The 13358-nt window shown below is 48.3% G+C and carries 12 protein-coding genes; 1 reads left to right on the top strand and 11 read right to left on the bottom strand.

What is annotated here, in order from left to right; translation table 11 throughout:
* Positions 1-17: 17 nt before the first annotated feature.
* The 10 genes from AB1598_07720 to AB1598_07675 form a co-directional block, all read right to left on the bottom strand.
* A complete protein-coding gene (locus tag AB1598_07720; GenBank protein MEW6144888.1) occupies positions 18-1847 on the bottom strand; it encodes a vanadium-dependent haloperoxidase in 1830 nt (609 codons plus the stop codon).
* A gap of 224 nt (positions 1848-2071) precedes the next feature.
* A complete protein-coding gene (locus AB1598_07715) occupies positions 2072-3193 on the bottom strand; it encodes a GNAT family N-acetyltransferase (GenBank protein MEW6144887.1) in 1122 nt (373 codons plus the stop codon).
* Between the two features lie 111 nt (positions 3194-3304).
* Positions 3305-4444 (bottom strand): carboxylate--amine ligase, encoded by a 1140-nt coding sequence (locus AB1598_07710; protein MEW6144886.1) that lies wholly within the window; start codon positions 4442-4444, stop codon positions 3305-3307.
* A 171-nt stretch (positions 4445-4615) separates the two neighbouring features.
* The gene (locus AB1598_07705) at positions 4616-5746 is read right to left on the bottom strand and encodes a GNAT family N-acetyltransferase (protein MEW6144885.1); all 1131 of its coding nucleotides are present in this window, start codon (positions 5744-5746) and stop codon (positions 4616-4618) included.
* A 30-nt stretch (positions 5747-5776) separates the two neighbouring features.
* Positions 5777-6928 carry a hypothetical protein gene (locus AB1598_07700; protein MEW6144884.1) on the bottom strand — a complete coding sequence of 384 codons (1152 nt, stop codon included), beginning with the start codon at positions 6926-6928 and terminating at the stop codon, positions 5777-5779.
* 43 nt (positions 6929-6971) lie between these two features.
* A complete protein-coding gene (locus AB1598_07695) occupies positions 6972-7229 on the bottom strand; it encodes a hypothetical protein (GenBank protein ID MEW6144883.1) in 258 nt (85 codons plus the stop codon).
* Positions 7230-7239: 10 nt separating this feature from the next.
* The gene (locus tag AB1598_07690; GenBank protein ID MEW6144882.1) at positions 7240-8247 is read right to left on the bottom strand and encodes a TauD/TfdA family dioxygenase; all 1008 of its coding nucleotides are present in this window, start codon (positions 8245-8247) and stop codon (positions 7240-7242) included.
* A gap of 291 nt (positions 8248-8538) precedes the next feature.
* Positions 8539-9504, bottom strand: coding sequence for a sulfotransferase (locus AB1598_07685; GenBank protein MEW6144881.1), 966 nt, complete (start codon positions 9502-9504; stop codon positions 8539-8541).
* A 73-nt stretch (positions 9505-9577) separates the two neighbouring features.
* A complete protein-coding gene (locus AB1598_07680; GenBank protein MEW6144880.1) occupies positions 9578-9754 on the bottom strand; it encodes a hypothetical protein in 177 nt (58 codons plus the stop codon).
* Positions 9755-10058: 304 nt separating this feature from the next.
* Positions 10059-10898, bottom strand: a complete 840-nt coding sequence (locus tag AB1598_07675; GenBank protein MEW6144879.1) for a hypothetical protein — start codon at positions 10896-10898, stop codon at positions 10059-10061.
* Between the two features lie 227 nt (positions 10899-11125).
* Here AB1598_07675 and AB1598_07670 point away from each other — a divergent pair, with 227 nt between their 5' ends.
* The gene (locus AB1598_07670) at positions 11126-12055 is read left to right on the top strand and encodes an ATP-grasp fold amidoligase family protein (GenBank protein MEW6144878.1); all 930 of its coding nucleotides are present in this window, start codon (positions 11126-11128) and stop codon (positions 12053-12055) included.
* Between the two features lie 110 nt (positions 12056-12165).
* On the opposite strand, the gene AB1598_07665 is transcribed toward AB1598_07670, so the two are convergent.
* Positions 12166-13281 carry an SGNH/GDSL hydrolase family protein gene (locus AB1598_07665; protein ID MEW6144877.1) on the bottom strand — a complete coding sequence of 372 codons (1116 nt, stop codon included), beginning with the start codon at positions 13279-13281 and terminating at the stop codon, positions 12166-12168.
* Between the last annotated feature and the right edge of the window lie 77 nt (positions 13282-13358).

Raw genomic sequence — 13358 nt, 5'->3', positions numbered from 1 at the left:
CAGCTTACGGCTCCAATTCACACCGTAATCGTAGTCCCGTCGAATTTCGTAAACGTAAATCCGCCGAAGGGCTCGCTGTATGTCGCCCTCTGGTCTCTCAGTATGCTTATGGCGACGGCTTCCCCCAACAGATTCGCTTCCGTTGCGTCGGTGCGCCAGTGGACCCCCGCGATGTTCCGCCCCTGAGAGACGTTGGATGCGAGCTTGTTGAGCTCTCCTCCGACAGTGAGCGGCGGCCCTTCGTACGGGACGAGAGATAACCCGTCCGCGCTCGGGACGACAGGGTTCTCAACGACGGCGGATTCGTCGAACCACGCTTTAAGGATCGTAACGCACGCGCCGGCCACGGTGGAATGTCCCGAGCCGTAAGAAGTGTGCATGGGGGAGCCTTCGGGGAAAGCGACCGGCAGCAAGTAATTGCCGGTTCTGTCAAACACTGCGCCTAGCACCGATGAGTCGAAAAGCTCCCCGTTTATCGGATAGTCGGCCTGCCCCAGACGCACTACTTCTACCCGCCCGCCGAACTCCTCGGGCCTGAGTCTCCTGTGCACGAGCCACTTCTGGTACCAGACGGCCTTAAGCGCGCGCGTCGACACCTCCGTCAATAAAGCGAGAATGTGCGGGCCGCCGAAAGTGCCGAACCCGACCTGTGCGAGCGCTCCGTTCACGCCGGGTGGCAACGGCGTCCCGTAGCCCGGCTCAGGTGTTTGGCCGTATGGGTTGCCTATGTTGAGCGGCACTCCGTTTGAGAGAAGGATCAGGCACGCGACGAAATAAGCTTGATAAAGCGCGTCGATGTGGACGTATTGCGAGAGGTCGCGCCCGTTCCTGCAGAATACGAGGCCGCCCGGTTCCTGTGACAACAGCGGCTGGCAGCCGTTCTGCACGTCGAGCCATGATTCGAAGTCGGTGAGGAAGTCAACCGCGGTCGTCGTCTGTATGCGCTGGTCGACGAACTGGGCGCCGAAGGGGCAATCCTTGAGGAGGAGCTGTGATATGTAAGGGCCTACGGTGCAGCCCGGGAATTTATCCCGGAAGAGGGTCCCTGTCGTGACTATGCCGCTCTCCTTCGGTCCGCGGAAGTCGGAGAATCCCGACAGGTCGTCGGCGGCAGCCTGGGCTATGGGATTGCTGCCGTAATCGAGGAAATTTACGTCGCGCAGCAACGCCATCCAGTAGAGCTCGGCCATCTCTCCCGCCTCCTCGGCGCTGTCGAACGCCGGTGCTGCGCGCATGGAGAGTTGGTGCGAATCCGTTCCCTCGAGATCGAACGCGTATCCCGCCTGCGGGTTAACCAATCTGCGCCTGCGTGACGGGTCAGGGCATCCGAGGTGTCCGTTTGCCGAGAGCAGCTCGAAATCCTCGAATTTTCCCGTTGCGATCGCGCCGATGAGGGCATCGTACGAATCGATATCCACCTCGCCTATTTCGTTGTGCGGGAGTCCCTTAGTGAAATTTCCGATCTTGTTCGGGTAGATGGATTCATCCCCGTTGCAGGGGTGGTCGGGAATGCGTGTTTTCCTCTCGGCCTCGGCAGCATCGATCCTGACCTTAAAAGCGGTATCGGCCCGCGCGTGACCCGTTTGAGGGCCGATTTCACAGTCGAAATCCTGACCCCCCGCTGAATCGTTGCATCCCTGAAGGAGCGGCGTTAATCCGATGCCGCCTACTGCAACTCCTGCGGCTGTTATCCTGCCGACATTCTTAAGGAATTCCCGCCTGTCGCACCCTCCGGCGGAAGTATCTGTTTCATACGTGACGGGTTTTTCCCGGGCGGCGTCCATACCGTCTTTTTTCGATTCGGTAGCCCTCGTCGAGACCTTCTTGGAACCTCCTGGATACTCCATATCCCACCCTCCCTGGCTAGCTTGCCAGCTCTTATCCTAAATCAATTTTTTGTTATTCGCCACCTTGTTCGCAAAATGGCCTATATGCCGTTGCCCCTAATTATACTTCAATAACGATTCCCCCGGGTTCACAGGAATGTGGTGCTCCCGAGTCGGCGTTCGGGATGAAATGCTTGATATTTATGTGGCTGAATGAAGCGTTAACGGATTAGTGCGGCGGAGGTTCACAGGGCATCTGAGTACATCATTTTGAGATCCCAGTTGTTCATATCGAGCAGGTTCGTGCCCCGGTATTCTATTACCTTGGCGGGGCCCTTCGTCACCGTTACCAGAACGGTAGGCGTATACTCCGCGGCGCTGCTTGTCGATTTGGATTCAATGAACCCGTTTAGCGAGAGAAACTTTCGGCAATTCACATCAAGCATATTTGACCATATGGTTATCGACCTTGAATCCAGCAGCGAGACCGCGGATTTCAGCAGGTTCATCCTTATTGCGGAACTTACCCCTTCCAGTTCAATGATATTGAAATTTTCCATATAATCGTTTTTATATTTGGAGGTCTGCGCTACGAGAAAGCCTTTCATCTCCTTATCGTACCAATAAAGGAAAACGTATTTTGAAAGCGGGTTGCCGTATCTCCATTTGTAGAACTTTTCGTCTCTTGTCAGAACTAATTTGTTGTCTTTAACCAGCTTCCCCGCCAGGGCCGCCATTTCGCGGGGCATGGGATTCTCTTCCACCCTTATATGCGCGGGTAATTTCTTCCGATAATCGAGCGCTTTCCTGCGGCCGAATTTGTTTACCGCTCTTCTCAGAAAGTCCGCGGCCTTAGTGTTTTTTATGAGTCTGCTCATCTTGTGATCGCTCATTAATTTTCTGACCGCGGTTCTCGGATCGGATTCTTTACTCATTGTCCTGATCCTGCCGATGCTTTTCCATCCGATAGCCAGGGAATACAGCAGGGTCGCGGGGCCCGCGCTGAAGCTGAAGAGATATCGATAGCCGAGCTCGTGCAAATCGTTCATGAGAAACTTCGTGAGCGCGGGGTAAACGGCTTTGTTTCTGTGATCGGGATGGATAACCGCGTCTCCCGCGCAAAGGGCCGTAAAGCCGTCTCCGTTATTGCCTAATTGCCATTTCATTTCATACATGCACCTTACGGCGACTACTTTTCCTTCTCGGAGGGCTAGATATATTTTCGGCGAAGCGGCGTACGGATTATCGAAGTATTTCCATTGAAGGTAAGATTTATTTACAGCCGGGTCGGGAGTCCAGATCTCTTTTTCGAGCTCGCAGACTTGGTCAGTGTAAATTGGATTGTATTTCACAATCTCGTAGTTCATTACGTGCTTTAAGCGGTTTATAATTTTATTGAAGAGCTGCTGGTTGTATGGGGTTCATCAGTACACTGCATGTCAAATCATGCTATCCAGGGACTCGAATACAGTTTAATTTTACAACCTTTTAAAAAAATCTGTTATTCCGCGTCCCGCAGATTCGATTATTTTTCTTAATAACTCACAGAAATCGACTATAAAGGGCAATGGGTCGTGTATTGAGAAGACTGCAAAAGTTTTCACCCCTTTTATTGACATCAGCCAATCCCTGAATGTGAGCTCGCCCCTGGCGTAATATTTAATTGCCGCCATAATATCCCTCTGCAGGGAAATCCATTTGATGCTGCCGGATTTGTTTGTCGAATAAGTCGGCATAGGGAGGCCCAAAGCGTCGCAGTACATCGCGTACAGGATCGGCACCCCGCTGGCCTCTACCAAGCCGATGCTCGTGTTGGGCCGTCCGACATCCGGCTCAATTATAAAATACCCGCCGTTATTTTCATCGATCTTGATTTCGAGCGAAGTGATACCTTTATAATGAATTCTGCTGTATATATCTATTGATTTTCTCGGGACCGGATCAATAAGACATTCCTCCGCAAGGCATGCCTCGCCTGTTTCGATGTGCCATTGCCTCAGCTTGCGTGACGTATAATTGATTATCGGCTCGTAGTTTTTATCAAAATAGTAGTAGTACTGGTATATATTGGAATCTCTGCCGTCGATCCATTCCTGGATAATGAAAGTGTCGGTTGCCCTTAGGCAATTGTCGGATACGGCAAGAAGCTCTTGATGACTCCTTATTTTTAATGCTTTCTCTTTAAAGTATTTGAACCAGGATTGCGCCGGTCGTGGTGGTTTTACTACACATGGGTACTTTACATGATTTGCAATTTCCTTGAGCTCTGATTTGTCAGTGACGTAAAAAGTCGGAGGGATCGAAAAACCGTTGCGCTCCAGGTATTTGTAGAATTTGACCTTGTCTATGAGCAGATCGATGGTCTCATGCTCCGGAATCACGAATTCGTACCAATCCGTAAGTTCATCTCTATGAGTGGATATGGCAAGAACGCTATCGTCACTGCATGGAAAGATTACGGACTTGTCGCCCAATCTTTTACCTAAATTTATCAATGTATCTATGAGTTCTTCATTTGACGTATTGGTAGTCAGGACTTCTTTGCATGAGTTAGTGCTGCAGCAATAATTCCTGGAATCGTCCGCTACGCCTATTACGGTTATTCCGTACTTGGCCAATACTCTGGATGTTTGCAAACCTGTAATAGAGTCAAGTTTGATTATTACAGCATTAGGCTTTTGCACTATCTTCCGGAATCTCCATATAAGAATTGTTCTCGCAGGTGAAATGTCCTTCTATGCGTGATATGTAGAAACATGATAAGATCGTCGGGCCTTGTCCTCGGCTGATTAGTGGTCATGCATATATATCATTTGAAGGTCCCAGTTTTTTTCGTCCGCCAGATTTAAACCCTGAAACTCCATATTGTGAATATGCTTGTTGATCGCCCAGATCATAACGGTTTGAGTATAGTCGCTTTCTTTAAACCCTTGCGACGCAAGATAATCATAAATGTCTTTATCCAGCATGCTAGCCCAAATCGAAATCGATCCTGAATTCACGATCGATATCAGAGCATTTAGCAGCTCGATTTTTATCGACGGATCGGTTGCTTGCAGTTCGAATATGTTATGCGACCCTATGGATTCAGGGCTGTATATGAAACTTTGCAATACCAGATAGCCTTTCATGCTCTCATCGTAACAGTAGAGAAATAGATATTTTGAAAGCGGATTATTGTATCTCCAGTGAAAGTATGATTCATCTCTTACGAGGGTAATTTTATTATCCGGGAGAATGCTGTCGACGAGAAGGGCCATTTCGGCCGGCCTGGGTTTGTCGTCCAATGATATACGGTCGGGCAGTTGAGTGCTTCCGCTGTGATAAATCGTATCCATCCTTTGTGAATTGTCTTTTTGTCCCCTCCTTAAGATTGTGCCGATTCCGGTCCTTCTCAATAATTTTCCAGCGTAAGGCCCCGCCAATTTTCTAGCGAATGCAATCGCATCGAACCCTCGTTTCAAGAACTGCTTTTTCATAATGTTGTTTTCTGCGATGCTCTTCCAGCCCGTAGATAAAGAAATCGCAGTAGTTAACGGCGTTGGATTGAAGCTGAATATATATTCAACACCCATTTTGTCTAAATCGTTCTTGTAATAGTTCGTCAGCTGTTTGTATATTCCTTTACCTCTGTATTCCTGCCGTATCAACAGATCCGCAATACACAACGCATTGAAGCTCGCCGCCGCGCTTTTTAGCTGCCATGTGGTTTCATATAAGCCTGCCATGGCCACGGTTTCATCTCCGGCACGGGCGAAATATATTAATGGCGGTTTAGTATGAGGTCTCTCAATGTAATTCCATTTTACATAGGATTTAAATACCTCAAAATCAAGACCCCAGTTTAATGTTTTAAGTCTGGCGATTTGGTCAATTTGTTCTTCAAAGTCTTCGGAGTGTTTTGATATTGTGTATTTCATTCTGCTTCGGGAATCTTATTAGATAGTCGATCAGTGGTCATGCATAAGAATCATTTTGAAATCCCAATTATCCGCGTCGAGAAGATTTAAGCCTTGAAACTCGATTTTATCATCGTGTTTGCCTATGGGACGGATCAACATAGTACGTGTAGTCTCATTTATGATTTTTGCCGAGTTCTTTTCTTTAAATCCGTTTGATACTAAGAATTCATAACTATCTTGGTCCAGCATATTTGTCCAAACTGTTATCGACCCCTCGTTTATTATTGAAATCACTGCGTTGAGCAGATCGATTTTTACTGAGGAATTAATAGCTTCCAGTTCAAATATATTATATGTGCCAAGAGATTCTAGGCTGTATAAATGGCTTTGTAATACCAGATAGCCTTTCAAGCCGTCATCGTACCAGTACAGGAAGCGATATTTTGAAAGCGGGTTGTTATATCTCCAATCAAAGAATGACTCGTCCCTCACCAGGGTGATTTTATCCTTCGGACGAGTGCTGTCCACGAGACGCGCCATTTCCAACGGTCTAGGCCTATTTTCCAACGTTATGCTGGAAGGGAGCTGCGTCCTCGCGCGGTTATCAATAACATCGTTTTTTTGCGGATCATCTTTACGTCTTCTCTTTAAAATTAAGTTCAATCTGGCTTTTTTCAATAATTGTATAGCTCGAGGGCCTGCCAAATTTTTAGCAAGCGAAATAGCTTTTGATCTATTTGTCTGGAATTGCTTTTCCATAACGTTGATTTTTCCAATGGCCTTCCAGCCGATGGATAAAGAGATTATAGAATTTAAGGGGGTTGCGGTGAAACTAAAAAAGTACCGAACGCCCATTTTACATAAATCTTCCATAACGTAGCTTGCGAACTCTTTATATAATCCTTTATTCCTGTACTCCTGCAGTATTAACAGGTCCGCCGAACAAAAGGCATGAAAACGGGGTGACGCGTTGTTTACCTGCCACGTAGTTTCATAAGCACCTCTCATCGCTACGGTCTCTTCTCCGAGTCGGACGAAGTATATTAGAGGCGGCTTCGAATGTGGCCTGTCAAGATAATTCCATTTGGCGTAGGACCTGAAGACATCGAAATCAAGCCCCCAGTTTATTGTTTTGAGCCTGGCGATCTGGTCTATATGGTTTTCAGAGTCACAGGAGTATCTTGATATTTCAAAGTTCATTTTCGGACTTGCTTGGATCGTCGCGGGTTTCACAACGGTTTTATCATCTATAACTTTCGACGAAATTCACCATATCGTTTATCGTGTTCCATTCCACCGTGAAGTCCAGGATGGTCAGGTCGAATGTTGAGCCTGCTTCCTCTTCCAGAAGCAGCGCCAGCTCAAGCAAGTGCAGAGACTCTATAAGACCCGAAGTTATGAGCGGTGTGTCGTCGCCGAAGCCGTCGGGAAGAGATTTCCCCGAGCTCCTGGTTTTGACATAGATAAAATCCATCAGTTTTTTTCTCAATTGTTCCGACATGTGAATGTTCTCAGACCGACGTATCGAGATCTTTCCATCTTACCGGTTTCGCCATCGCGACTACGATCTTTCTTTTGCCGGAAAAGGGCTTTCTCCCGTGAGCGACTAGCATGTTGTCGAGCATGAGCACGTCCCCCGGCTCCCATTTAAAAGCGACCGTGGCGGAGTCGTATGCTTTTCTAAGCTCGTCGATAACTTCTCTTCCGATGCTCGTGCCGTCGCCGTAGTACGTGTTGTTCGGCAGGTCCCGCTCTTTGAAGAATTTCAGAAGCATCTGCTGCAGCTTGGGCTCGATGGCGAATACGTTGAGCACGGTAGCGTGGTTCAGCCACAGCATCTCGCCCGTTACAGGGTGCCTGGCGATTGCTGGCCTCAGCTGTTTCGTTCTGACTTTATTTTCGTCTATCCATTCATATTCTGTCTCCGATTCCCTACAGAATTTCTCCATCTCGGTTTTATCCTGTGTTTGGTAGACTTCCTGCCACGTGAAGCCGAATGGTCCGCCCGCCAGGTTCCGTGCGTATAAAACGCCTTTTTCCTCAAAGGGCTTTCTGACGGATGGAGGGATAGCTCGGTATACCTTCCTGACGTCAGCTATGGGCGTTTCCCCTCCTTTTTCCGCTGACTCGATGCAGTAGAAGAAAATCCTCATGGGGAACTTCGCAGCGAATGAGCTCTCGTTATGGAGAACTATCTCAAGCTCGGGAGGATAATTTGTGGCGGTGTATACCTTTCCCTGGACCTGAGTTCTGTGGGTGGCTCTGTCGTTGTAGTCAATAGGGTCGCCGTAACTGTTCTTAACAATATTTTCGAAATCCTCGGTCCCGTCGACCCGGAACCCCCTGAATAAAATTCCTCCGTATTTTAGTAAATTCGCTTCTATTTCATTCTCCATTGATTTGAATATATCTCTTAACGGTGAGCCCTGGTGCTTTGTGGTGATCACGAGCGGCAGTTTTTTCTCTTCGTCGAAAAACCCCGTTTTTATCTCGATGTCATTGTTCAATTTGACTGTCATCCTATACCCCTGTCTTCAGGGCGCGGGAATAGACAGAGACGGTTCATTTCCATGTTTCTTTAGACCCAGAGACCCGGAGTGACATATATATATAAGAAGTTTACAGCGTTATGGCCATATATCAACGAGATGGATAGACAGGAATAATTTGCGGTTAACTCCATGTGCGGTGCAGATAAACCGGCATGGGTGAGAATTATATAGAAAGCAACGAGGGTTCACTCCAGGAAATATAATTTATTCATAAGCGGAGTTTTAAAGTATTTTGCAATCGCGCTCAACGGGGTTTGTTCAAGAGTCCGAAAATGACTGCATATGATTTGACGGAAGACCGTCGGGGTCGTACACGTTCTCGAGACCGAAATGCCTGAGTATCGAATCGGCGCGTCTCAATTCTTCACCGCCGTACCTCGATTTCCAGCCGAAGAGAACGTCATCTTTTTCCAGAAAATCTCGTTTAAGAAAATTTGTAACGGATGATATGCCGAGCAATGGCTTGATATCATCCCAGTTGAATTTATCGCCCAGATAATTGAACAGACCTTCGAATGTCGGCTCCGGATTTATCATGAGTTCCTCGTACGTAATCATATATGCATCACCGGGTCTCAATTGGTTGAAGGGTACGTAATACAAAACGCACCATATGAAAATGATAGTTTCCATTATTGAGGATTTGTCGATTTCTTTTGCCGCTTGTCTTACAACCGGAAAATCATTGAGCAGCGCTTTCTGCGAAATGATGAGTTCAAAGTCCGTTCTGTCGTTCGACATGGGGTCTTCGTCGAGCATTTTCAGGTTTTCCCATGAGTGCGCTATCGCCAGCGGATGCCTGACCAGCAATATTATGGGCATATCGGGTAAGAGATTCTTCAGCCATCCCAGCATTAAATTGCAACGTATATCTTTAATAATTCGTTTACGGTAAAGAACTTTTCTATTATAACCGCTGTCAACCCAGGGGTTCTTAATTTTCCCCGAGAGTATGAGCCTCGCTTGTTTCTCCAATACGGGATCCGCTGTGTCGGGTCTGATATAATGGTGGATTTTAAAGCAGAAAGCCTCTGATACCTTGGATGCGATGAAGGGCTCGAAAACCGTTCGGTAGCTCTTCCTGTAATTCATGACATCCATAACCCACGTGGTTCCGCTCCTTCCCATGCCGGCTAAAAATATTGCCGCGCCTGCAGGTCCGATATCATAATAGGTCGAGGAGAATCTTCTGACAAGACAGCGTCTCAGGAGTCGTAATAACACACTCGTGTCTCCTATTTACAATTTGTCGGTCGGTGTGAAGTGGATAGCTCGCGTGACAGGACGCAAAATAAGTCTATTCCAGCTCGCGGTGCTTCTTAATGAACGATTCGTTTACCCACCGCTCAATGGTCCTATCGGTCGGCCATTCGTCGCAGTGGCTGTGGTCCGGCTCAATTTCGGAAAACGGCTCCCTTACAAAGCTCCCTATATCGGCTACATAGTGAGCGAAGCCGAACATATCGTCTTTCATGCCCCGACCCTCTGCTTGAATCCAATAGACTGCCCTCTGGCAATTTATTGGATTTATTCTCAACTACATCTTGCATTCGGGCGGTGCACTCTGCATAACCCCTGATAATTATGAGAAATTATCGGCCACCAGCAGGCATCGCTGCGTCTCTATGTATAGATATTACACTATATATTAACGGAATAACAGCTTTTTTCGCTGTAATGCAAAAATTACGATCGAAGAATATCTTGGTTGATAAAAACTGATCGTTATTTTACCGTAATCTGATGGATCAGAGGGAAGGCCTGAAGGGCTCGCAAGCCTACCCCGGCCTTAAGGAATTTTCGTCAAGGGTAATTTCATATGCCTTGGGGAGCATTGGGACAAGATATCGTCTTTTTAGTCTCTCGTAGATGCAGTATTTCGGGAAAAGCGCATTTTTTTTAACCCCGTTCAGGCGCCACATTTCGTTCCAAAGGTGCACTCCTTTCGAGCGGTAAAGCGACATCTTCGCCATTTCCGCGCAGATAACGAGCGGGGACCTGCTAAGTAATCTCTGCCAGTCGGGCCAATCTATCGGGCAGAATGTCTCCGCCCTGACCACGTACTCCTCCAGTTTGAACTTTATTACCGTCGGTCTCAAGAAATAAGGCCCGGTCTCTCCGAATTGCAGCTCGTTCGGATTCCGCCTGCTGGTTACTTCGTAACAATATTCCATTATCTCCGAGCCGGGAGGGGCTTTGATGATACAATTTTCCACCCGGAAGGTCTCATCCAGGCTCCCGGACGGCTTCAGGCTCGTTGTCCTTGCGAATACGTAATCGGAGGTGAAATCAAACGGCCTCAGGCAAACCACATCCGTATCGACCCAGAAGTTGCCCCTCTCGAGAAGCAATTTATACCTGAACATATTGGCGAACCCGGCGTATGTATCGCGGTCTTTATATTTGAATATCCTGTCGGGGGAGATTATGCCGCTCGCGTCCTTCAATACGACGCCTTCGGGCAGGTTCTTGACTTCGTCGTATGCATAAAGGTGATAGGGGTGGCCGTTGCTTAGAAAAGATACGATGCTGAGCCGCTCCATCACCGACAATTCGCTGCCTATCCACATGCTCTGTATGACGGGCAGAGAGGCATCAGCGGTATAATTAACCTTCATGGTAAAGTATACGTCCAATCAAAAGATTGCGGATGATTTATTGCTGCAACCGGTATGCCGCGGTGTTGCGTGGTACTGCCGAACGCTGTCGCAATCGATTATGGGCTGAAGCGGAAGGGGTGTATTATATCTGGATAATCCTGGATGTGGAGAGATCTGCAGAAGTGTCAGAAAACATTAGTTAATTCCGATTGAGCCTGATAAATTCATTCGAGAGCCGTCCGCATATGAAAACCAGCCGGGAAATAGTTCAGGCGTTATATAACCAAAAGCTGCCTCGGGATCCGCGTACATTTACCGAGAAGCTGAGATGGAAGATGAAATATGACCGCAGACCGATCCTCACATTGACTGCGGACAAATTCGGAGTGATGGATTACCTCAGGCAAAACGGGTTTGGAAATCTCTTAAAGAAGCTGTATTTCGTAACCGATAAACCCGGCCAAATACCTTTTGACGATCTTCCCGGCCGCTACATCATAAAGTCCAGTCATTCGTCGGGCGACATAATAATAATGGACAACGGCTTCGATTTGGTAACCAAGGCTCCTCTCGTGAGGGAGGATCAGATAGCGAAATGCAGCAAGTTCTTACGCCGCCGGCACTGGAACGAGCTCAACGAATGGGCGTACAGGGGAATAAAACCCGTAATACTGGTCGAGGAGTTTCTTTCCGGCGAAGAGGGATTGCCCCCGGTTGACTTCAAGTTCCTCTGCTTTGACGGCAAAGCCGAAATTGTCGAAGTGATAGAGGGCAGGTACGGGGAGTACTCGGACAACTATTTCGATATGGACTGGAACCCCTTGCGCTTCACCTGGTCTGACTGGCCGGGGGAGAGGGGATGTCCTCCGAAGGACGGCATACAGAAGCCGCCCGGCTTCGGGGAGATGGTACGCGTCGCGGAAGAGCTCAGCAGGCCGTTCGATTTCGTGCGCGTGGATTTGTACAATGTTTCCGGGAGAATCTATTTCGGGGAGTTTACGCATTACCCGTCAGGGGGCATCGGCGAGATCGAGCCACGATCGTTCGATGACTACATCGGAAGCTTGTGGACTCTCCCGGATATCAAGACCGTGAGGGACAATTCGTTTTCGAGCTTTATCAAAGAGGCGTATTACAATCTCCGTCACAATTACAAGCTGGTCAGATATAAATAAACACTCTCACCTACCCGGCCTTGTGACATGATGCCCTTTTATTGTTTTTGTCATCGCAGCTGCCCGGAAGAGCTGCATTCCGCTCCCCTACGGGCTGTGTGAGAGGATCATTACCGCCTGAGAGTATTATTCTCCGTTTCTTTCTCTATGACAGGAGCGATCGTCTCGGCGAACACGGCCGCCATCTCTTCGTTCCCTCCCGCCGTCAGATGGACGGAGTCGAGGAATATATGCTTGTTCCCGAGCCCGTACGAATAAAGGTCGATAAGAGGCAGGTCGTATTTCCGGGCAAGCTTTTTTATCACGTCGTTATTCTGCCCGATTCCCTTCCCCCACAGCACGTCGGGCATGTAGTCGTTCCAGTTGGGAGCGTCCTCGTCGAATACGAACGTCGATAATACGACTGTGATATCCTTCGCTCTTGCGAGCGCGATGATGTAATCCAGGTTCCTTTCGTACACGGCGCTCGACGTGGAGTTGAAATTGTCGATTTTTTTGTCGTCTTCCGCGGGCAGGTTTTCGAATTTCCATATCTCCGAGAGGAGCGTAGTATTCGGGTAATGCAGTGTCGCCCTGAACCCCGATGCGGCAAGCCGGTACAGCAGTGAATTTGAAAGCAATGAAAAGTGATTCTGCGGGTTTTTCCTGAAGTGATAATAATCGTCCGAGAAGCCGTCGAACATCCTCGGCGGAAGGTCGTTGTAGCCTTCGTAGAAGATCACCATGTCGGGGTCGAGCGGGAGTATCTTATGGAGAAACCGCGAGAGGCTCTCTGCGGTGGTCGCGCTGACAAGACCGGCATTTATAACCTCGATTTTATCGGTGCCCAGGCGCTCCCTCAGTTCTTTCTGAAGATAATAAGGATAAGTCTCGTCGTCCGCGAGGCCTATTCCGTAAGTCGTCGAGCCTCCGAGGGCGACGATCCTGTAAACGCCCGGCGACTTGACGGCATCGAATTCCTCCCCCCTGTAACCGAGCGAATTTATCGTTACTTCTCCCGGTATGCTGTACCCGGGTTTCATCTCGTAGCTGATATAGGGATGGGAATAGTAGAGGCCCTCTCCGGTCTTTACGTCGAAAGGCGTATACGCGCTGTTGAGCATTTTGAACGTATAGGAGAAATAGCCCAGACGCTCTATCAAGCGCAAACCGATTTCGGCGATGACCAATATAAGTATTGTTGAAAGAACGAGCAACAGGATTTGCCCTGCTTTGATTTTTCTCATCTGACCGCTTTTTTAAGTCTGACCCCTCGATAGTAATGTATGCAGAACCTTTTTGAATACCCTTGCCGGTTAACGTC

It is taken from the genome of Thermodesulfobacteriota bacterium (genome assembly GCA_040754335.1).
GTDB lineage: Bacteria > Desulfobacterota_D > UBA1144 > Nemesobacterales > UBA2774 > 2-12-FULL-53-21.
This window is presented reverse-complemented; position numbering and strand designations above follow the sequence as displayed.